The sequence below is a fragment of the Paraburkholderia sp. genome (assembly GCF_036488795.1).
GTDB lineage: Bacteria > Pseudomonadota > Gammaproteobacteria > Burkholderiales > Burkholderiaceae > Paraburkholderia.
In genome coordinates this window covers 62,850-83,676 of the sequence record NZ_DASXHA010000128.1, presented here as the reverse complement: position 1 = coordinate 83,676, position 20,827 = coordinate 62,850, and the positions used below count along the sequence as shown (strand labels likewise).

The window sequence follows — 20,827 nt, the reverse complement described above, 5'->3', positions numbered from 1 at the left end:
CGTCAGGCGAGCCGCGCATAGCCGACGGCTCGCGCTTCGTTTTCCAGTTGCGTGATGCGGGCGTAGTCCTTCAGCGTCAACGTCGAAAAGCCCTTCAAACGCAGGCGTTTTGCACGTTCGGGTTGCGCGGCTCGAGCTTCCTCAAGTGCTGAGCGCAAGGCTTCGACTGTTGGCGCAGGCACCTGGCGCGAGGCGATCAAAGGCAAGCCGGGTGCAGCCGCGGTCGAGCCAATCGCACGCACCTGTCGGGCCAGTTCCGGCAGTCCATCGCGGATGAACGCGAACGTCACGCAGTCGATCGCGGCCACGTCCGCACGATTCTCGGCAACCGCTCGCAATGAACCCAGATGCGAGCCCGTGCGCAACACAGCACTAAAGAACCTGCCGCCTTCGGCCAACGGCGCGACGGCGTGCCGGAACACATTCATCCCGCTATTCGAATCGTCCTGGTTGTAAGCAGCGCGTGCGCCACGACAATCCGCCAGCGTGTTGAACGCCGCGTCCCCGCGCGTGATCAATACGCTCGAATAGTTTGCATCTGTGCAACCCGGTGCATCGAACTGCGGTGTCGCAATCAACTGGACGTGTTCGTACAGGCCGCTCACCAACGGATAACCGCAGGTCTGCGAGACGAGCAGGTCAGGGCTGCGCCATAGCGCGTGCAGATCGTCACCCGCCTCGACGCTTCGCGCGTGAGGATCGACCGCGCGCAATACGTCGTCCAGCAGGGCTCGCCAGTCGGCGGCGAGTGCGGGCGTCACGTTGTACATCGGGAGCGCGGCGAGGCGGTTCATGCCTGCGATTCTGGCATATCAACCGGTCAGGCGGGCGGAGACGTCGTTGCTGACAGCAACCGGAGACTCGACTGTGTGCAGGGCCGCGATGGCAAGCGCCGGATCCAGATCGTCGAATGGGTGCACGGCGGGGACGATGGGCGTCACCGCATAGCGCGTGAACCACTCCGAGTAACCTTGCACGAGAAAGCCGCCGTTGCGCGCCAGATAATCCCCGCGACGTGCGCGATAAACGCTGCCCAGCGCAAACCATGGCACGTGCGGCAGATCGTGATGCACGGCGTGAAAATTGTTGTTCAGGAACAGCAGACGCCAGAACCAGGATGCTTCGTTCAGGACAGTGCGATGTTCGACGGCTTCCACGGCGCGATGCTCGTGAAACGAGCGGATTGAACTGAAGGCCAGCGCGGCGTAACCGATTCCAGATATGAACAGCCAGGCCGGAATGCCGCACTCGGCATCGAGCCACGAGGCAAGCACGATCACGGACGCGACGTGAGCCACCCAGACCGGCACATCGCGCCAGTCGCCGCGCATGACCTGACGCACGGCTTCGACCAGCGTCGCGGCGATCGCGAACGCGGGTCCCACCAGCAGCCGGCCTACGAAGGTATTACGCAGGATCAACAGTGCGCGGGTCACGCCGCTCGCGCGATGCCACGTGTTTTCAGCAATGAAGTAACTCTCCGGATCATGCTCGGGCCGCGTCAGATGCGGATCGTCGTGATGGCGCAGATGCGACTCGCGGTAAATGCCATAAGGAAACCACACCGCGAGCGGCGCGAATCCGAGCAAGCCGTTGATGAAGCGTGAACGCGTCGGATGACCATGCAACAACTCATGCTGCAGGGACAGGTACCACGTGCTCAGCAGCGCAAGCAGCGCAGTCGTGAGCGGCAAGCCGAGGCTGCGCGCATGGGTCGCCACGCCGAACCAGCCGCCATAAATCGTCGCGATCAGCACCCAGGTCGGCCATTCTGTCCGCCACGTCCAGCTTACGCCGAGACGGGCGAGGGCTTTGCGTTGGGTGTCGTCGAGATAGATCGCCATCGGCTGGAGCAGTGGGGCCGGAAGACCGGTGATTAAACGCCAGGTGGCGCGTTAAGACCGATCGTACGGGGCCCCAGGCTCGCGACGAACCATTTTCTTTCGAAAAGCATCTGCAAAAAAGCGCAAAGCCCCGCCGGACGGGCGACGGCGAGCCTGCTACTGCGTGTCGGCCAGATGGCACCCGTGATCCAGCAGACCTTCGGCGGTGCCGCTGCCGTTGTCCACATCGAGCCCGCTGTTGACGACCAGCCAGCCGTCCTCAGCCGTGGAGGGCCCGGCGCCTGTGACGAGGATCGTCTGCGTCGCCATATCCTGCGAGTCCGGATGATCGCGGGCGACGATGCGAAACGGATTGTCGTCGTGCGTCAGACCGGTCACGCGCATGACGCGGTAGCGCGCGCCGTCGAGCGTGGTCCATTGCCATTGGCCGGGCGGTGCATGACGCCAGGCGCTGAGGGCATCGGTCACATCGACGCGCATGCAATCCATGTGGATATGCAGTTGCTGTTGCGAGCGGCGGTACTCCGAATTGATTTCGAGCCCGAACTGATTGGCGGCGAGCGTCCGTTTGAGCGAGCCTTCGACCGCCTTGCGCTCGTGCCAGCCGTCGGCCCAGTAGTCGGGCGCGTTGGCCGCCAGGATTTCCGGGCTTTCGATGCCGCTCACGCGCTCAGTCGGAATCAGCAGATGCTGCGTATGACCGCTGATGTCCTTGAGAATCGCGTAGCGGCCTTCAAGGTTGACGCTCGTGCATTGCCCGGGCCGGCCCAATGACTGCTCTTCGGGCACGCATTGTCCGCCGACGATTTTCCACAGCGCGTCGGGATCGAGCGCGGCGATGTGCGCACAACTCGTCGCCGCGATGGCGATGACCAATGCGCCCGCCGCGCGGCGCAAGACAAGGCGGGTACGATCGACCGGCCTTGGGGACACGGCGGCTGCAACGCGTGATCCGCGAAGCACGCGCTGCACAACCTCACGCGCGCCCATCAAAGGGTCGGCCCAGCCAGTACGCCGAGCCATTGCTCGAAGGCCACGCCTATTGCCAGCAGCCGCCGGTCGCTACCCAGCGGACCGTCCAGTTCGAGGCCGACCGGCAAGCCGTCGGCGGTCAAGCCGGCCGCTAGCGACAGACCTGGAATACCGGCATTGCTGGACGGGTCGGTATTGCGCAGATAGGCGTTCATTTCATTGATGGGCGCGCCGCCGTTGATGGTCACCGCCGACGAGCCGTTGATCTCGTCAATCGGCACCGCGCTCAGGCGCGTCGTGGGAAACAGCAGCGCGTCGAGCCGATGCGTCGCGAAGGTCTGCGCGTAATGTCGCTGAAGCTGCGGCCGCAGCACGGTGAGGGCGGTCTGATACTGATTGACGAACGGAGCGGCAAGGATCGCGTCATAGGCTTCGCGCACATCCGGGCTGGCGATGCGGGCCGCGACTTGCGCGAGGGTCGTGACCGGCGCCTGATTGGCGATGAGCCATGCGGGCACATCGTCGCGCGCCTCGTGAATCGCAATCACCGAGCCGACCCGCGCGTTCAGATCCAGCAGGTCGGGCATATCGACGGGTATCAGCGTCACACCGGCCGCTTCGAGTCGAACCAGCGCGGCGCGCGCCACGTCTTCGAGCGCGTCCTCCAGGCCGTCCCATAACGGCGTGGGCAGGCCAATGCGCAGGCTGTCCAGCTCCACGGTCGGCAACGGACCGGCGCCGGTGATGACGCCGTCGAGCAGCGCAATATCCGCTACGGTGCGCGCCATCGGGCCCACGGTGTCGCGTGTGTGGCTGATCGGTACGACCGCGTTCGGATCGTGATAACGGCGCTCGGCGCCGCCGTCGCCGACCGACGGGCGAAACCCCGCGATCCCCGTCAACGCGGCCGGAATGCGCGTGGAGCCGGCCGTGTCGGTGCCGAGTCCGGCGGGCACGATGCGCGCGGCGATCGCCGCGGCGGTGCCGCCCGACGAACCACCTGGAATCAGAGACGCGTCATACGGATTGCGCACCGGCCCCGCATGCGACGCAAAGTTGGTACTGGTGATGCCGAGGGACAGCTCATGCATGTTGGCCTTGCCGAGCACGATGGCGCCGGCGTCGAGCAGCCGCTGCACGGAGGGCGCGTTGGTCTGGGGCGCGAAGCCGTCCAGCGCGGGCGTGCCTGCGGACGTCAACAGTCCGCGCGTGTTGATGTTGTCCTTCACGACGATGGGCAGGCCCGCGAGCGGCAACGCCGCGCGTGCGGCGTCGGGCAGCGCGTCGATCTGTCTGGCGGCAGCCAGCGCGCCCTCCATGTTGAGCGCTGTCAGCGCGTTGAGCGTCGACAGCGCCGCGGCGCGGGCAAGCAGGGTGGCGATATAGTCCGTGGCTTTCAGGCGGCCGGTCTGGATTGCAGCAACGGCTTCGATTGCCGTCAGGGCCAGCTGTTGGTCGACGGTCCATGTCATGCGCGAGATCTCCTCATCTGCCAGTAGTACCTGCTCGGGCGGGACGCTTCTTCATTAAGCGTAACGCGAAGCGTACCAGCCTTGGCACCGCCGTGGGTCTGAGCAGTCGCGGATCGTAACCGCTCATGCGCCGCTCGTTTTCAGACAGGCACAGTTCGAAGAGTTCGCGCGCATCGAGCCCGTCGCCGAAGGTGTCGCTGCTGGCGGGCAGAAAATTCGAGTCCTTCTTGCCGCCGTCTGCATCCATGCCTTTGGCAATGCTCAGGCGCTCCCATACCAGATAGATCCAGATCGCGAATACGCGCACGGAATGCCACGGCCTGCGCCACCAGGGCATGGTGCGCCGATACCACGCGACCCAGTTGGCGAAAAACAGAATGTGGCGTGCCTCTTCCTGAATCACCGGTTCAAACGTCTCGACGAGTTCCGAGGGGAAGTAGCCCGATTGCTGAGCGGAGCGAAACAGACCAAAAGCAAAAAAGCTGTCAATGCACTCGCTGTAGCCCGTCAACATCCAGGCCCATTCGGCGTCGGGTGGCGGCAGATAGGCCGGCTCGGGAGCAAGTTCAATGCCGTACGCGGCCACCAGCTTCGACAGCACGAGCTTGTGGCGCGCTTCTTCGGCGGCGTCCATCTCGAGCGCTTCACGCAGCAGCGGATCGGTGATCAGCGTCGCATAGGTGGCCACGCGGATGGTGGCGCGGCCCTCGGTCTGCACCGCCATATCCCAGATGGGCAGCGTCGTGAGACGCGCGAGCACATCAGGCGGCAACGGCGGCCAGTCGATCACAGCGGGCTTATAGGGATTGTGGGTTTCGAGAAGCATGCGGCAGAACATCTGCTTGTGCGCTTCCGAGCCAACTTTTACGCTAGCGGGATCGCGAAACTTCCAGTGGCGCAAGGCGCGATCTTCGGCTGCATCTGTCAGGGTATCGGACATGGCGGCGAAAAAAGGACGAGCGGGAGGGGTCGCCCATTCTGGCACAGCCTTTTAAAACGCGCGTCGAGCGTGCGTGCGCCGCAGGCCGGGCAGTTTCGCCGGGGCAATTGCGGATAGACGCGCTGTTGCGATTCAACGCCTGAGTTGCAACGATGTGTGCGTATCAATACGACGCTGGCGCATTACTGATGACTATCGATCCAGATGCGTCCCCAGCGGAACGCATAGGCGAGGGCATGCTCTTCGTCGAAGAAAAAGTCGAGCGCGTCGAACGAATAGGCGCGGCTTCGCTCGGCGCTGGCTTTTTCGATGGTCAGATTGGCGGCAAACAGCCCGTTCGGAAGCCGCTGCGCCATGGGCGCGACCTCGTAGCCTTTGTACTGGATATGTTGAGTCATAGTGATGACGATGATCGTGCCCGCGTGCGTTGCGAAAAATCAGACGCATAGTGCCGATCGGAGAGTGAGCGGGCAGAGACAAGCGTAGGCCTGGCGGCCATGCGCGTGAACCAATCATTCGTCGCAAGCAAATCACGGTGGACCTGGAACGGTCAGCGCGGATTTAGATGAGGCGGTCCCGTATGCGTTTGCAGTGACTATCCGCTGCGCGGCAAAGCGAGTCTGTTGTTTGGCACACCAACGGTGCGCGATAGCGTGAAGGGCCGCGCGGCTGCTGGCTGTGCGAGCCGTTTTGAGCGGACGGCAAAAGATGGCAAAAGGCCCGTCGCCGGATGTTTCCGGAGACGGGCCTGGCTGTTTCGTGAAGCGCTCGACGCGCTCAGCTTGCGAGCGTCAGAACCTTGGCGGTGCGTGCTTCGGGCGCGGCCTTGCTGGGCGTCTGGGAAGGCTGCGCGCCGAATGCGAGCGCGAACTGCGCGGCCTGCTGGCCGACCGTCGCGAGCTGGTCGGCCACCTTCGGGTCGGAGCAGGTGTCGACGCTTTCGAAACGCGTCTCGAGCGTGTTGATACCCGCGCCAAACGGCGTGGGCCAGCCGCGCAACGCGTGGACAATCGAGCGCAGCGACGTGAGCACCGAACCGGCGGCCTGCCAGCCGTACGCGGTGACGATACAGCCCACCGCGCGGCCATCGAGGTAGGGACGCTCGTCGGCGCGCAATTCTTCCAGTGTGTCGAGCGCGTTCTTCACGAGACCGGACACGCCGCCGTGATAGCCGGGCGTTGCGATGATGAGCGCATCGGCGTAGCGCACGGCTTCGATCAATTCGGTCTGTTCGGCCGTGCGCTGCGGATCTTCAGGCGCGTAATGCGGCAGGCTGTGCAAAAAGGTGCCGCCGAACAGGCGGGTGCGGGCGCCCGCGGCTTCCGCGCCGCGCAATGCAAAACCCAGGGCGCGCTCGGTCGACGACGCAGCACGCGTGGTGCCGCCAATGCCAATGACGAGCGGGCGGCGGTGATGATCGAAACTGGTCAACGAAATGCTCCTTCGGTGGCGGCTGTCGGACGATGCGCGCAATGCGCGCAGACTGCCCGACGCAAACAGAACTCGAACCGCCATCTTAGTGACCGATGCGGGCAGCACGAAACGACTTTTCGTTCTAACGATATACGCGGCGAGGGGTATCGCCCGGCTACGCCCGTATTCCCGGCCTGAAATGCACCTCAGGGCGGCTTGGATAAGCATAGCTAAATCGCTTGGTTTGCGACGGCATGGGGCACGGCTATGATCGGCTCGTCTCCTCCATGACTACTCCTTGACATGGGACTCGGCCCCGATATCGCAAGATGTCGGGGCCATTTTTTTTGCGGCTGGGAAGCTGGAGACGATGCACTTGCGGCTGGGCGGGCGTGCCACAACTTACCGTCTTTTTGAAAGTCCCTCGCCGGCGGACGGTAAGTATTGCAAGATTACTTCAGGTCGACCGGTTTCTGTCACATCAATCTGGTAAATGGATAACAACAACCCGCGCAGGAGACTGATATGAGCACCCGAACGTCTGAGTTGCGCGCCACGCTTGCCAGGCATCCTTTCGAGAATTGCTTCGTGGATCTTGGCGGGCATTCGGCGGACAAGGCGCTGATCGCGCTGACCGACGCCGTCCACGCCGCACAGCGGGACATGAATGCGTATGACTGGATTACCCAGGCGCTGCCCGGCGCCACGCTGAAACCGGCGCTGGCGTTCGGTACGGTGGGAGAACTGTACCGCTCCTACACGCGGCCGGCCGAGCTGGGGAGATTGAAGGAAATCTGGCGTTCGTGAGCAAGGCGCGTCACGCGCGGCCGGGCAGCGCCCGACCACGCTCGATGCGCTCATGCATTGCTCAACCCTATTCGACGCTCACCGGCACCCGTTGCGTCACCGCGCACATCAGCTCATAGCCGAGCGTGCCGGCGGCGTGCGCGACGTCGTCGACGGGAATCGTTTCGCCCCATAGTTCGACCGGCGCGCCGAGGCCCGCGTGCGGGCAGGGCGTGAGGTCGACGGTCAGCATGTCCATCGACACGCGGCCCACCACGCGCGTCTTGACGCCGTCGACGGCGATCGGCGTGCCGGTTGGCGCGGTACGCGGATAGCCGTCGGCGTAGCCGCACGCGACCACACCGATGCGCATGGGTTGTTCCGCGACGAAGCGCGAGCCGTAGCCGACGGCGTCACCCGTCTTGAGCGTCTGCACTTCGATCAGTTTGCTGGTCAGCGACATCGCGCCGCGCAGACCGGTGCCGGCAATATCCGCCGTGACGCCGGACGGCGAGCCGCCATACAGTACGATGCCAGGCCGCACCCAGTCCAGATGCGACTGCGGATGCCAGAGCGTGGCGGCGGAGTTCGCGCAGCTTCGCTCACCAGGCAGCGCAGCGGTCGCGCGACGAAACGCGGCATACGGTTCTTCTATGCCCGCCGGGCCATCGGCATTGGCGAAATGCGTCATCAGCGTAATGGACCCCACATTGCGCATTTGCCGCGCATGTTCCCACTGATGCGCGGCGCGTTCCACACCGAAGCCGAGGCGGTTCATCCCCGTGTTGATCTTGAAGTAGAGCGAGATCGGCCGGGTCACATCGGCCAGTTCGATCATGCGCAATTGATCCGCGTTATGGACGGCCGTGGTCAGACCGTAACGGTCGATCAGCGCGAGATCGGCGGGTTCGAAAAAGCCTTCCAGCAGCAGAATCGGACCTTGCCAGCCGAGTTCGCGCACCTGAACGGCTTCCTGCAGATCCAGCAGTGCAAAACCGTCCGCCGAGCGCAAAGCCGGAAAGGCGCGGGCGATGCCATGACCATAAGCATTCGCCTTGACGACAGCCCAGACCTTTGAATGGGGCGCCTTGGCCCGCACGACGGACAGATTGTTCTGCAGTGCCTCTTGCGAGACGCGAGCGAGGATAGGACGCGGCATCGTAGTGGAATCTTTCTGGATGAAGAGAGGAAAACATCGCGGCGCAATGCACCGGCAGTGCCGCCCGGAACGCCTTGTACGATAAGGGAAGGCCGGAAGTTTTAATTAATGATTTTGTTGAATTTTTGGTTGAAAGTACGGGTAGCGGATGCCCAAAGCCTGACTCCGTCACGCGTCCCACCAGATGCCTTCGATCCGCTTTTGTTATCGCACCTTCCAATACTCGGATTGTTGAGGTATCAGCCGCGCCGTATATTCGCTGAAACAGGAGACAAAGCAATGAACCGAATCGATCTGGACGGGCGTGTCGTCGTGATTACTGGCGGCGCACGCGGAATCGGCTATGCAGTGGCGCAGCGCGCCTTGAACTCGGGCGCGGAGGTGGCGCTGTGGGATCTGGATGCCGCCCGGCTCGAACGCAGCCAGCGCGAACTGGCCGAGTTGGGCAAGGTCACCTCGGCGACCGTCGAGCTGACGGATGAAGCCTCGGTGAACAAGGCCGTCGCGCAGACGCTCGCCGCACACGGCAAGATCGACGTGCTGATCAACTGCGCGGGCATCACCGGCGGCAACGGTACGACGTGGGAGCTGGAGCCGGACGTGTGGCGCCGCGTGATCGACGTCAATCTGATCGGCCCGTATCTGACCTGCCGCGCAATCGTGCCGCAGATGCTCAAGCAGGGTTATGGCCGGATCGTCAATATTGCCTCGGTGGCGGGCAAAGAGGGGAATCCGAATGCCTCGCACTACAGCGCGTCGAAAGCCGGCTTGATCGGGCTGACCAAATCGCTCGGCAAAGAGCTGGCCACCAAAAACATTCTGGTCAACGCCGTTACTCCAGCAGCCGCCAAAACCGAAATCTTCGATTCGATGGCGCAGCAGCACATCGACTACATGCTCTCCAAGATCCCCATGAACCGCTTCCTGCTGCCGGAAGAGGCCGCTTCGCTGATCTTGTGGCTGTCGTCGGAAGACTGCGCGTTCAGCACCGGCGCGGTGTTCGATCTGTCCGGCGGACGCGCGACGTACTGAGGTCGCAGCGAGCGCGCAGCATGGCGCGTGGCCGTCATCATCAAGGTGATGGCCTGCTCAGCCCGCCGGCACACGATAAACCGGCGGCATAAATCAAACCGGCAACGAGCACGCCGCACGCCCGTATGACCGGAGCAGGAGCAGGAGACGTGATGAATCCGCATTCGCCCGCATCGATCGAGGCGATCAACAGCAAGGTCATGCGCAGGCTATTGCCGTTCCTGCTGCTGATGTACGTGCTGGCTTTTCTCGATCGCGCCAACATCGGTTTTGCGCAAAAGGCGCTGCAGCATGACACCGGTTTGTCGAATGCGGCATTCGCCTTCGGCGCGGGCGTGTTCTTCGCAGGGTATGCATTGTTCGAAGTCCCGAGTAATTTGCTGCTGCATCGGGTCGGCGCCCGGCTATGGATGTGCCGCATCATGGTGACATGGGGGCTCGTGTCGGCGTCGATGTGTTTCGCGCACACGCCCACGGCGTTTTACACGCTACGCTTTTTGCTCGGCGTCGCCGAAGCGGGTTTCTTTCCTGGCGTTATCTATTACCTCACTCACTGGTTTCCGCAGTCGGCGCGTGCGCGCGCAGTCGGCGTGTTCTATTTCGGTGCGCCGCTCGCGTTTATCTTCGGCAGTCCGCTGTCGGGTCTGCTGCTCGATCTGCACGGCGTGTTTGGCCTCGTCGGCTGGCAATGGCTGTTCCTGATTGAAGGCTCAATGGCGGCAGCGGTCGGCGTGTGGGCGTTCTGGTATCTCGACAATCAGCCGGAAGATGCGCGCTGGCTCGATGCGGCAGAACGCTCCGGCTTGCGCGCCGCCTTGAACGAAGACGCTCTGAGTGCCTCTGCGCACGGCCCGAAGCATATCGTCGCCGCGTTGCTCGATCGGCGTGTGTTGCTGCTGTCGGGCATCTATCTGCTGATCCAGATGAGCGTGTATGGCGTGATCTTTTATTTGCCGCAGCAAGTGGCGGCGCTGCTCGGTACGACGGTGGGCTTGCGCGTGGGTCTGGTTGCCGCGTTGCCGTGGCTGTGCGCGCTGGCGGTGACGTGGAGCGTGCCGCGTCGCGCAGACCGCACCGGCGCTCACCGCCGCTGGGCGGTCGCGCTGCTGGTGCTGGCGGGGCTGGGCATCGGCGCTTCGGGTCTGTCGCATAGCCCGTTGGTGGGGCTCGTCGCGCTGTGTTGCGCCGCGAGCGGGTTCATCGCTGCGCAGCCGCTGTTCTGGACTTTCCCGACGCGCTATCTGAGCGGCGCCGCTGCCGCAGGCGGCATTGCGCTGATCAACTCGCTCGGTGGCCTGGGCGGCTTTATTGCGCCGTCACTGCGCACCGCTGCGGAGCATGCGTTCGCGTCGACAGCGGCAGGGCTGCTCGTGCTCGGCGCCGCGAGTCTGCTCGCTGCCGTGCTGATCGGCACGCTGTTGCGCCGTGAGCGCACGCCGGCGGCGCAGCCCCTTTCGCCTCTTGTACACCACACCCGCTAATCCACTCGACGTACATGAACGGCAGCACTTTGCTGCACTAAAACGGAGCCCTTCTCATGGCCATGCCTACCATCAAGCACGTGCGCGCCTTCATTGTTCGTGGCGGCGGCGCGGACTATCACGATCAACCCGGCGGTCACTGGATCGACGATCACGTGTCGACGCCAATGGCGCGTTATCCGGAGTATCGCCAGAGCCGGCAGTCATTCGGCATCAACGTGCTCGGCACACTGGTGGTCGAAATCGAAGCGAGCGACGGTACCGTCGGCTTCGCGGTGACGACCGGCGGCGAGATCGGCGCGTTCATCGTCGAGAAGCATCTTGCGCGTTTTCTCGAAGGCCAACTGGTCACCGACATCGAGAAGATGTGGGATCAGATGTACTACGCCACGCTCTACTATGGCCGCAAGGGCGTGGTGCTGAATACGATTTCCGGCGTCGATCTGGCGCTGTGGGACCTGCTCGCCAAGATTCGCGAGGAACCGGTGTATCAGCTGCTAGGCGGTCCGGTGCGCGATGAGCTGGTGTTCTACGCGACTGGCGCGCGGCCCGACCTGGCCAAGGAGATGGGTTTCATCGGCGGCAAGCTGCCTTTGCAGCACGGGCCGGCGGAAGGCGAGGCTGGGCTCAGGCAGAACATCGAACGTCTGGCGGATATGCGCGGCAAGGTGGGCGACGACTTCTGGCTGATGTACGACTGCTGGATGAGCCTCGACGTGACCTACGCGACGCGGCTCACGCAGGCGGCGCATGAATACGGCCTGAAATGGATCGAAGAGGCGCTGCCGCCGGACGATTACTGGGGTTACGCCGAACTGCGCCGCAACGTGCCACGCGGCATGATGGTCTCCACGGGCGAACATGAAGCGACACGCTGGGGTTTTCGCATGCTGCTCGAAATGAAATGTTGCGATCTGATTCAGCCGGATGTGGGCTGGTGCGGCGGTATCACCGAATTGATCAAGATTTCGGCGCTCGCCGATGCGCACAACGTGATGGTGGTGCCACACGGCTCATCGGTGTACAGCTATCACTTCGTGGTCACGCGCCACAACTCGCCGTTCGCGGAGTTTCTGATGATGGCGCCCAAGGCCGATGAGGTGGTGCCGATGTTCACGCCGCTCCTGCTCGACGAACCGGTGCCGGTGAATGGCCGCATGAAGGTGCCGGACACGCCGGGCTTTGGCGTGCGCCTCAATCCGGAGTGCCCGCTGGTGCGGCCTTACCCGCGCTGAACTTCAGTCGCGCTGCGTGAGCCGCGATGAGCCACGATGAGCTAACGGCTCAAACGAGACGAACAAGGAGAAGGACGTGCTGCTGAAAGACAAGGTGGTGATCGTAACGGGCGGCTCGCGCGGCATTGGCCGCGCCATCGCAGTGGCGAGCGCGCGCGAAGGCGCCGATGTCGCGATCAACTACTGGGGTGATAACGACGCGTCGTACGGGCGCCGCTCCGCCGTCGAAGAAGTGCTGGGCGAAATTGAAGCGCTCGGCCGGCGCGCGATTGCCGTCGAAGGCAACGTCGCGGCGCACGAGACGGGCCAGGAACTGGTGCGGCGGACGGTGGAGGCGTTCGGCAAAGTGGATGTGCTGGCGAGCAACGCGGGCATCTGCCCGTTCCATGCTTTTCTCGACATGCCGCCCGAGGTGCTCGAGACGACGGTCGCGGTGAATCTGAATGGCGCGTTCTTCGTGACCCAGGCCGCGGCGCAGCAGATGAAGGCGCAGGGCACGGGCGGCGCGATTGTCGCGACCAGTTCGATCAGCGCGCTGGTGGGCGGCGGCATGCAGACGCACTACACGCCCACCAAAGCGGGCGTGCATTCGCTGATGCAGTCGTGCGCGATTGCGCTTGGGCCTTACGGGATTCGCTGTAACTCCGTCTTGCCCGGCACCATTGCAACGGATCTGAACGCCGCAGACCTTGCCGACGAAGCCAAGAAGGCTTACTTCGAAAAGCGTATTCCACTAGGCAGACTGGGGCGGCCTGACGACGTCGCGGATTGCGTGACGTTCCTCGCCTCGGACCGGGCGCGCTATGTGACCGGCGCGGCGCTGCTGGTGGACGGCGGCCTGTTCGTCAACCTGCAATGAGCACAGGCACGCCAGCGTCGGCTTCAGTGCGCGGGCAGCGACGCGGCGGCAACCGTGCCGGGAGCACCGGTGACGTCGCCGGCTGGCGCGGCGCTGGTAGCGGATTGCGCAGCCTCGGCAGGTGCGAGCTGGCGCGAGACGTTGTGCAGCAGGTCGATGAAGTGCTGCGCCGGTTCCGCGAGTGGTTCACCCTTGCGCGTGAGAATGCCGAAGCCGGGCAGGCTCTTGCCGATTTCGACCGGCAGCGCGACCAGCAGTTTGCCGCGCACATGATCGCGCACGACCGACTCAGGCAGCATCGCGACGGCATCGTAGTTTTCGAGCAGTTGCAGCGTGGCGAAGATCGACGCGCATTCGGTCAGGTTCACCGGCGTTGCCAGACCGGCCCGCGCGAGTTCTTCTTCGAACAGCACGCGCGCCGGACTGGTGACAGGCTGGGCAACCCACGGCCAGTCGATCAGCTCGCGCAACGTGATGGCCGCGCGCTGCGCCAGCGGATGCGCGCTGCGCACGACCAGCAGCAAGGTCTCGCGAGCGAGCGGCACGAAGCTGAAGTCGTTGTGTTGCAACGGGCTGGTCAGGCGGCCAAGGGCGAGGTCCACTTCGCGGCGGTGCAGCAATTGCAGCACCTGGTCGCTGGTTTCGCCGAGAATGCGCACATTCAGCAGCGGCCGCTCGGTTTTCAGCGCGGCCACGGCCATGGCCAGCAGGTCGGGCGCCGCGCCCATGATGGCGCCGACCGTCAACTGACCGTGTCCGCCGCGGCGTTTGACGTCGAGATCTTCCGCGAAGCGCGTCAGCTCGGCCAGCGCCCGGCGCGCGTAGGCAAGCGTGACGACGCCAAGCGGGGTGGGCTGCATGCCGCGCGCGTTGCGCTCGAACAGCAGAAAGCCGAAGGCTTCTTCAATGTCGCCCAGCATGCGGCTCGCGCTGGGCTGGGCCACATTGACGGCGTCGGCGGCTTGATGGAGATTGCGGGCATCGTCGAGCGCGACGAGCAGCGCGAGATGCTTGAACTTGAGCCGGTTGACGAGGGCGACGGTAGCTGCGTTCTGGCTCATTTTTGATGGTGCGATTCGGTTTCTGGATCGCCCAATCCCAACAACGGATTGAGATGCTATCGACGCAGGAATTATAGTCCGTTCAGACGCTTCGCCTGAAAAGCGCCCGGACTATAAGACTCGCATCGACGGGAGACAGGCTGCAATGGAGACAATCGCTTTCCGGATGATGCTCAACCCCGGCATGCACGAGGAGTACGAGCGCCGCCATCGGGAGATCTGGCCCGAACTGGTTGATGCATTGCGTAACGCCGGCGTGCGCGACTATCGGATCTTCTTCGACCCGCAAACGCACCACCTCTTTGCCATTCTGACGCGCACCCGCGATCATCGGATGGACCACCTGCCCGAGCTGCCCGTCATGCGCAAATGGTGGGATTACATGGCGGACATCATGCAGACAGCGCCGGATCACACGCCTGTGCAACAGGCACTGGAACCGGTCTTCCATTTGACAGCGCCGAACTAGCCGACGGACACGGAGAACATCTCATGCAAGTTGTCGACCCGCATATCCATCTGTGGGATCTGAAGACGCATCACTACCCGTGGCTTGCGAATCCGGGCGTGTCGTTCGTCGGCGACGCGCGCGAGTTGCAGCACGACTATCTGATCGGCGATCTGCTCGCCGATGCCGGTGAGATCGAAATCCTGAAAACGGTGCACGTCGAGGCGAATCACGATCTGACCGATCCGGTTGAAGAAACGCGCTGGTTGCAGAGCGTGGCGAGCGAGGCGAAGGCGCGCGGCATGCCGAACGGTATCGTCGCCGCCGTGGATCTGGCGGCGGCCAACGCGCCGGAGATTCTCGAAGCGCATGCAAGCTTCGCCAATACGCGCGGCGTGCGGCAGATTCTCAACGTGCATCGTGACCCGCTATTTGATTACATCGGCCGTCATCTGATGCGCGAACCGCTGTGGCGGGAAAATTTTGCGCTGCTGCGCCGGCATGACATATCGTTTGATCTGCAACTGTATCCGTCACAGATGGACGAAGCGGCGGCGCTCGCCTGCAAGCATCCGGATACGCAGTTCGTCATCAATCACGCCGGCATGTTCGTGGACCGCTGCAGCGTTCCCGGTTATCGTGCGTGGCGCGACGGGATGCGCAAGATGGCGGGATGTCGAAACGTGGCCGTGAAAATCAGCGGCCTCGCGATGTTCGATCATCAGTGGACCGTGGAGAGCCTGCGCCCGTATGTGCTCGAAACCATCGACACGTTCGGCGTCGAGCGTTCGATGTTCGCATCTAACTTCCCGGTCGACCGGCTGTTCGGCACGTATGAGAAGCTTTGGCACGCCTATGCGTCGATCGTCCGGGACGCGAGCGAGGCCGAACAGGACGCGCTGTTTCGCCGCAATGCGGAGCGCGTCTACCGGATCTGAAGTTATCCGAAGCAAGTGAATCAGACAAAGCAGCATCCCCGGTAAAACGCGGCGCGCCTATGACGCCGCACGATGGAGGAGACAGGCTGTGCAGGAACAGACAACCGCTGCGCCCCGCCTTGAATTGCGGCATGCGAGCAAATCGTTTGGCCGGGTCCGCGCGTTATCCGATGGCGATCTCAAGCTGTGGCCCGGAGAAGTGCACGCGCTGCTCGGCGAGAACGGCGCGGGCAAATCGACGCTCGTGAAGATTCTCGCCGGCGTGCATCAGCCGGATACCGGCGAGATTCTCGTCGACGGTATCGCGCGCCACTTTGCGACACCCGCCGAGGCGCGCGATGCGGGGCTGGCGGTGATCTATCAGGAACCGACGCTGTTCTTCGATCTGTCGATTGCCGAGAATATTTTCATGGGGCGTCAGCCGGTGGATCGCATCGGCCGCATCCAGTACGACGCGATGCGCCGCGAGGTGGACGGCCTGCTCGCTTCGCTCGGCGTGGATCTGCAAGCGGATCAACTGGTGCGCGGCCTGTCGATTGCGGACCAGCAGGTGATCGAGATTGCCAAGGCGTTGTCGCTGAATGCCAACGTGCTGATCATGGACGAGCCGACCGCGGCGTTGTCGCTGACCGAAGTGGAGCGGCTCTTTGCCATCGTTCGCAAGCTGCGCGAGCGCGACGTGGCGATCCTCTTCATCACTCACCGCCTCGACGAAGTGTTTGCGCTCACGCAGCACGTCACCATCATGCGCGACGGCGCCAAGGTGTTCGACGGTCCAACCGCCGAACTGACCACGGCGTCGATCGTCGCGAAGATGGTGGGACGCGATCTGGAGAGCTTCTATCCGAAGGCGGAGGTCACGCCGGGCGAGGTGCGTCTGTCGGTGCGCGGCCTGACGCGGATTGGCGTCTTCAAGGACATTTCATTCGAGGTTCGCGCCGGCGAGATCGTCGCGCTGGCGGGCCTCGTGGGTGCCGGGCGCAGCGAAGTGGCGCGGGCCATCTTCGGTATCGATCCGCTCGATGCGGGCGAAGTCCGCATCGCGGGCAAACCGCTGGCGCCGGGACGACCCGCCGCAGCCGTGCGGGCGGGCCTCGCGCTGGTGCCGGAAGACCGCCGCCAGCAGGGCCTCGCGCTGGAACTGAGCATCGCCCGCAATGCGTCGATGACCGTGCTTGGGCGTCTGGTCCGGCACGGGCTCATCTCCGCGCGCAGCGAAACGCAACTGGCCGCGCAATGGGGCACGCGCTTGCGTCTGAAGGCAGGCGACCCGAACGCGCCGGTGGGTACCCTGTCGGGCGGCAATCAACAGAAGGTCGTGCTCGGCAAGTGGCTCGCGACCGATCCCAAGGTATTGATCATCGACGAACCGACCCGCGGCATCGACGTCGGCGCAAAAGCCGAGGTCTATAGTGCGCTGGCGGAACTCGTCAAGGGCGGCATGGCCGTGTTGATGATTTCGAGCGAACTGCCGGAAGTGCTCGGCATGGCCGACCGCGTGCTGGTGATGCACGAAGGACGTATCAGCGCCGACATTGCACGCGCCGATGCGAACGAAGAACGGATCATGGGCGCCGCGCTCGGCCAGCCCGTGGCCCCACTAGGGCACGCAGCATGATGCGCCACTCTCATACTCATCCCCATGCTGCGCCGGTGCAGCCTCCCGTCAGCGGCTCGCCCGCTAAAAGCGGCGGCCTGGCCACCACCCTTGCGAAAAGTCGCGAAACCACGCTGTTCGTCGTGCTGGTGCTGCTGATTGCGGGAACGGGTCTCGCACGGCCGCAGTTTCTCAACCTGCAGAACCTGCGTGACGTGCTGCTGAATGTGTCGATCATCAGCCTGTTGACCGCCGGCATGACGGTGGTGATCCTGATGCGCCATATCGATCTGTCGGTGGGATCGACGGTCGGGATCAGCGCGTATGCGGTCGGCAGTCTGTATGTCGCGTTTCCGCATATGCCGGTGCTGGTGGCGCTGGCGGCGGGGCTCGCCATCGGTCTGGTCGCGGGCGGCATCAATGCATTGCTGGTGGCCGTGGGACGGGTGCCGTCGCTGGTCGCGACACTCTCGACGCTCTATATCTTTCGCGGCGCTGATTACGCATGGGTCCACGGCGGACAGATCAACGCAACGAGCCTGCCGGACGCGTATTCGAAGCTCGCGACCGGCGTGATCCTCGGCGTGCCGACGCTTGCGCTGATTGCGATCGTCGTGCTGCTCGGCCTGGCTGTGTACCTCAAGCAGTTCCGCGGCGGCCGCGAGCACTATGCAATCGGCTCGAATCCCGAAGCTGCGCGGCTTGCCGGTGTGAATGTCGAAAAGCGCGTGATGTCGGGCTTTTTGCTGTCCGGGGCGATTGCGGGCTTTGCGGGCGCGTTGTGGCTTGCGCGCTTCGGTACCGTGGATGCCAGCACGGCAAAGGGCATCGAACTGCAGGTCGTCGCAGCCGCCGTGGTGGGCAGCGTCGCGATCACCGGCGGGGTCGGCACGATTCTCGGCGCAACCCTGGGCGCGCTGGTGCTCGGCGTGATCAGTATTGCGCTGGTCGTGCTGCGCGTGTCGCCGTTCTGGGAGCAGGCGATTCAAGGCGCACTGATCGTCGCCGCCATTGCAGCGGATACGCTGCTGGCCCGCTCCGTCGCCAAACGCATGATGAGGAAACGCGATCATGGCTAAACCCGATTCCGCGCTGTTGACCCGCAAACGCACAACGCCGTTGCGCTGGGAAACGCTGCTTGTCATCGTGCTGGCGTTGTCGCTGGTGCTCGGCCGTGTGCTGTCGCCGGTGTTTCTGACCGGCGCCAATATCAGCAACGTGCTGGCCGATCTCACGGAGATCGCCCTGATGGCGTTGCCCATGACCTTGATCATCGTGGCCGCCGAGATCGATCTGTCGGTCGCGTCGGTGCTGGGTGCGTCGAGTGCATTGATGGGCGTGCTCTGGCATATGGGCTTGCCGATGCCGCTCGTCATCGTGCTCGTGCTGGTGGTCGGCGCGCTGGCCGGCTTGCTGAACGGACTCGTGATCGTGAAGCTCAACCTGCCGTCGCTGGCGGTGACGATCGGCACTCTGGCACTGTTTCGCGGCCTCGCGTACGTGCTGCTCGGCGATCAGGCGGTCGCCGATTTTCCGGCGGCTTATACGGCCTTCGGCATGAATACGCTCGGCGCGACGTTCATTCCGTTGCCGTTTGTGATCGTGATTGTCTGCGCGGTGCTGTTCACCGTGCTGCTGCAAGCCACGGCGTTTGGCCGCAGCCTCTACGCGATCGGAGCCAATCCGACGGCCGCGACCTTCTCCGGTATCGAGGTGGCGAAGATTCGCCTGCGCCTGTTCGTACTGTCCGGCTTGATGAGCGCGCTCGCGGGCATCGTCTATACGCTGCGGTTTACCAGTGCACGCGGCGACAACGGCGAGGGCTTCGAGCTGTCGGTGATCGCGGCGGTGCTGTTCGGCGGCGTGAGTATTTTTGGCGGACGCGGCTCGATGGTCGGGGTGCTGCTGTCGTTGCTGATCATCGGCGTGCTGAAAAATGCGCTGACACTCGACGACGTCTCGAGCGAAACGCTCACCATCGTCACCGGCGTGCTGCTGCTGGCCTCTGTGCTGATTCCCAATCTGGTCGCGCGGTGGCGCGCGATGCGCGACCGGCGTTTCATTGCAAGGTCGGCTGCTTCCCAGGCTGCTTTGCAACGTCAGTAACCGTGCGATACACCGCGCGGCGTGATGTTCCTGATATCAACAACCCGGACGCTCTTACGTCCGATTATTCAGCCAGGAGACACTTCATGTTCAAACCCCTACGTCACGCGGGAGCGGCGGCGCTCTGCGTCGCCCTGCTGGGCATCAGTTGCGCCGCGGGCGCGGCCGACATCAAAAGCGGCCTGAAGATCGCCTTCATTCCCAAGCAGATCAACAACCCGTATGAGGTCATCGCCGACAACGGCGGCATGTCCGCAATCAAGGAATTCGGCGGGGTCGGCAAGGTGGTGGGGCCGTCGGACGCGGGCGCGTCGTCGCAGGTGCAGTACATCAACACGATGATCACGCAGCACCAGGACGCAATCGTGATTGCGGCGAATGATGCAAACGCGGTGGTGCCTTATCTGAAGAAGGCCATGTCGCAGGGCATCAAGGTGGTGACTTTCGACTCGGACACGGCGCCGGAAGGCCGCCAGCTGTTCGTCAATCAGGCCAACGCCGAAGGCATTGGGCGCGGCCAGGTGCAGCTGGTTGCGAAGCTGATGGGCGGCGAGGGCGAGTTTGCGATTCTGTCCGCCACGCCGAATGCGACGAACCAGAACACCTGGATCAAGTGGATGCAGGAAGAGCTGAAGAAGCCTGAGTACTCGAAGATCAAGCTGGTGAAGATTGCGTACGGCAACGACGACGATCAAAAGTCGTTTACCGAGACGCAAGGTCTGTTGCAGGCGTATCCGAATCTGAAGGCGATCGTCGCGCCGACCACGGTAGGTATCGCGGCCGCTGCGCGTTATATCTCGTCGTCTTCGAGCAAGGGCAAGGTCGACGTGACCGGCCTCGGTACGCCGAACCAGATGCGCGCCTTCGTCAAGAACGGCACGGTGAAGGCGTTCCAGTTGTGGGATCCGAACCAGTTGGGCTACCTGGCGGCCTATGCAGCGGCGGCGTTGTCCTCGGGCACGATCACCGGCAAGGAAGGCGAGTCTTTCGATGCCGGCAAGCTCGGCAAGCGCGCGATCGGGCCGCAAGGCGAGATCATTCTCGGACCGCCGACCACGTTCGATTCCAGCAATATCGACAACTTCAATTTCTGACGGCGGATGTCGCAAGCGGCTTCTGAACGAGCCGCTGGCAATTCGAAAAAGCGGGCATGTTGCCCGCTTTTTTCGTTGCAGTGATTCATTCGCACGCTTCTTTCGTCGTCGATCCCGGTGTTCGGTCGCATACGACGCTACCCTACAAGTTGTATGGCAAAATCCTGCGCCGGGTAAACGCCTAGGAAGGGTGAAGTTCGGCAATCATCTGCAAACTATCCGCCAAGTAAGGAAAAAACACCTGCAAAATTCAAAATATGCGATTGTCATAGGAATAATCCGAAGGAATGTTGCTTGACAACTATTCCGCCGCTTGATTATCTTGGTGCCCATGGTGAGATACGACGCGGTCCGCGCCGCGCGAGCCACATTACACCGCACGCCAGCACA

At 63.4% G+C, this 20,827-nt stretch carries 20 protein-coding genes; 11 read left to right on the top strand and 9 right to left on the bottom strand.

Annotation, left to right across the window (positions count from 1 at the left end; genetic code table 11):
* Nucleotides 1-2: 2 nt before the first annotated feature.
* The 7 genes from VGH41_RS18685 to VGH41_RS18655 form a co-directional block, all read right to left on the bottom strand.
* Nucleotides 3-794, bottom strand: coding sequence for a phosphate/phosphite/phosphonate ABC transporter substrate-binding protein (locus VGH41_RS18685; protein WP_331599007.1), 792 nt, complete (start codon nucleotides 792-794; stop codon nucleotides 3-5).
* An 18-nt stretch (nucleotides 795-812) separates the two neighbouring features.
* Nucleotides 813-1,844: a fatty acid desaturase gene (locus VGH41_RS18680; RefSeq protein WP_331599005.1), complete on the bottom strand. Its 1,032-nt coding sequence runs from the start codon at nucleotides 1,842-1,844 to the stop codon at nucleotides 813-815.
* A 156-nt stretch (nucleotides 1,845-2,000) separates the two neighbouring features.
* Nucleotides 2,001-2,777, bottom strand: a complete 777-nt coding sequence (locus VGH41_RS18675; protein WP_331599004.1) for a CDP-diacylglycerol diphosphatase — start codon at nucleotides 2,775-2,777, stop codon at nucleotides 2,001-2,003.
* A 56-nt stretch (nucleotides 2,778-2,833) separates the two neighbouring features.
* Nucleotides 2,834-4,288 (bottom strand): indoleacetamide hydrolase, encoded by a 1,455-nt coding sequence (gene iaaH, locus VGH41_RS18670; RefSeq protein WP_331599003.1) that lies wholly within the window; start codon nucleotides 4,286-4,288, stop codon nucleotides 2,834-2,836.
* A 13-nt stretch (nucleotides 4,289-4,301) separates the two neighbouring features.
* Nucleotides 4,302-5,228: a ferritin-like domain-containing protein gene (locus VGH41_RS18665; protein ID WP_331599002.1), complete on the bottom strand. Its 927-nt coding sequence runs from the start codon at nucleotides 5,226-5,228 to the stop codon at nucleotides 4,302-4,304.
* A gap of 182 nt (nucleotides 5,229-5,410) precedes the next feature.
* Nucleotides 5,411-5,626 (bottom strand): transcriptional regulator, encoded by a 216-nt coding sequence (locus VGH41_RS18660; RefSeq protein WP_331599001.1) that lies wholly within the window; start codon nucleotides 5,624-5,626, stop codon nucleotides 5,411-5,413.
* A gap of 379 nt (nucleotides 5,627-6,005) precedes the next feature.
* A complete protein-coding gene (locus tag VGH41_RS18655) occupies nucleotides 6,006-6,659 on the bottom strand; it encodes an NAD(P)H-dependent oxidoreductase (RefSeq protein ID WP_331599000.1) in 654 nt (217 codons plus the stop codon).
* Nucleotides 6,660-7,166: 507 nt separating this feature from the next.
* On the opposite strand from VGH41_RS18655, the gene VGH41_RS18650 reads away from it, so the two are divergent.
* Nucleotides 7,167-7,448, top strand: coding sequence for a hypothetical protein (locus VGH41_RS18650; RefSeq protein WP_331598999.1), 282 nt, complete (start codon nucleotides 7,167-7,169; stop codon nucleotides 7,446-7,448).
* Between the two features lie 67 nt (nucleotides 7,449-7,515).
* Here VGH41_RS18650 and alr read toward each other — a convergent pair whose 3' ends face one another.
* Nucleotides 7,516-8,586 carry an alanine racemase gene (gene alr, locus VGH41_RS18645; protein ID WP_331598998.1) on the bottom strand — a complete coding sequence of 357 codons (1,071 nt, stop codon included), beginning with the start codon at nucleotides 8,584-8,586 and terminating at the stop codon, nucleotides 7,516-7,518.
* Nucleotides 8,587-8,865: 279 nt separating this feature from the next.
* Here alr and VGH41_RS18640 point away from each other — a divergent pair, with 279 nt between their 5' ends.
* From VGH41_RS18640 to VGH41_RS18625, 4 genes are all read left to right on the top strand, one after another.
* Nucleotides 8,866-9,618 (top strand): SDR family NAD(P)-dependent oxidoreductase, encoded by a 753-nt coding sequence (locus tag VGH41_RS18640; RefSeq protein ID WP_331598997.1) that lies wholly within the window; start codon nucleotides 8,866-8,868, stop codon nucleotides 9,616-9,618.
* A 152-nt stretch (nucleotides 9,619-9,770) separates the two neighbouring features.
* Nucleotides 9,771-11,099: an MFS transporter gene (locus VGH41_RS18635; RefSeq protein WP_331598996.1), complete on the top strand. Its 1,329-nt coding sequence runs from the start codon at nucleotides 9,771-9,773 to the stop codon at nucleotides 11,097-11,099.
* Between the two features lie 56 nt (nucleotides 11,100-11,155).
* Complete coding sequence (rhmD, locus tag VGH41_RS18630) at nucleotides 11,156-12,334, top strand: L-rhamnonate dehydratase (RefSeq protein ID WP_331598995.1); 1,179 nt, start codon at nucleotides 11,156-11,158, stop codon at nucleotides 12,332-12,334.
* Nucleotides 12,335-12,410: 76 nt separating this feature from the next.
* Nucleotides 12,411-13,193: an SDR family NAD(P)-dependent oxidoreductase gene (locus VGH41_RS18625; RefSeq protein ID WP_331598994.1), complete on the top strand. Its 783-nt coding sequence runs from the start codon at nucleotides 12,411-12,413 to the stop codon at nucleotides 13,191-13,193.
* Nucleotides 13,194-13,216: 23 nt separating this feature from the next.
* Here VGH41_RS18625 and VGH41_RS18620 read toward each other — a convergent pair whose 3' ends face one another.
* A complete protein-coding gene (locus VGH41_RS18620; protein WP_331598993.1) occupies nucleotides 13,217-14,254 on the bottom strand; it encodes a LysR family transcriptional regulator in 1,038 nt (345 codons plus the stop codon).
* A gap of 145 nt (nucleotides 14,255-14,399) precedes the next feature.
* On the opposite strand from VGH41_RS18620, the gene rhaM reads away from it, so the two are divergent.
* From rhaM to rhaS, 6 genes are all read left to right on the top strand, one after another.
* Nucleotides 14,400-14,723 carry an L-rhamnose mutarotase gene (rhaM, locus tag VGH41_RS18615; RefSeq protein WP_331598992.1) on the top strand — a complete coding sequence of 108 codons (324 nt, stop codon included), beginning with the start codon at nucleotides 14,400-14,402 and terminating at the stop codon, nucleotides 14,721-14,723.
* Nucleotides 14,724-14,746: 23 nt separating this feature from the next.
* Nucleotides 14,747-15,640 carry an amidohydrolase family protein gene (locus VGH41_RS18610; protein WP_331598991.1) on the top strand — a complete coding sequence of 298 codons (894 nt, stop codon included), beginning with the start codon at nucleotides 14,747-14,749 and terminating at the stop codon, nucleotides 15,638-15,640.
* An 88-nt stretch (nucleotides 15,641-15,728) separates the two neighbouring features.
* Nucleotides 15,729-17,258 (top strand): sugar ABC transporter ATP-binding protein, encoded by a 1,530-nt coding sequence (locus tag VGH41_RS18605; protein WP_331598990.1) that lies wholly within the window; start codon nucleotides 15,729-15,731, stop codon nucleotides 17,256-17,258.
* Nucleotides 17,255-18,316 (top strand): ABC transporter permease, encoded by a 1,062-nt coding sequence (locus tag VGH41_RS18600; protein ID WP_331598989.1) that lies wholly within the window; start codon nucleotides 17,255-17,257, stop codon nucleotides 18,314-18,316. The genes VGH41_RS18605 and VGH41_RS18600 overlap by 4 nt, the downstream gene beginning before the upstream one ends.
* Nucleotides 18,309-19,343: an ABC transporter permease gene (locus VGH41_RS18595; RefSeq protein WP_331598988.1), complete on the top strand. Its 1,035-nt coding sequence runs from the start codon at nucleotides 18,309-18,311 to the stop codon at nucleotides 19,341-19,343. Before VGH41_RS18600 ends, VGH41_RS18595 begins: the two co-directional genes overlap by 8 nt.
* Before the next feature lie 86 nt (nucleotides 19,344-19,429).
* Nucleotides 19,430-20,437 (top strand): rhamnose ABC transporter substrate-binding protein, encoded by a 1,008-nt coding sequence (gene rhaS / locus VGH41_RS18590; RefSeq protein ID WP_331598987.1) that lies wholly within the window; start codon nucleotides 19,430-19,432, stop codon nucleotides 20,435-20,437.
* Nucleotides 20,438-20,827: the final 390 nt, after the last annotated feature.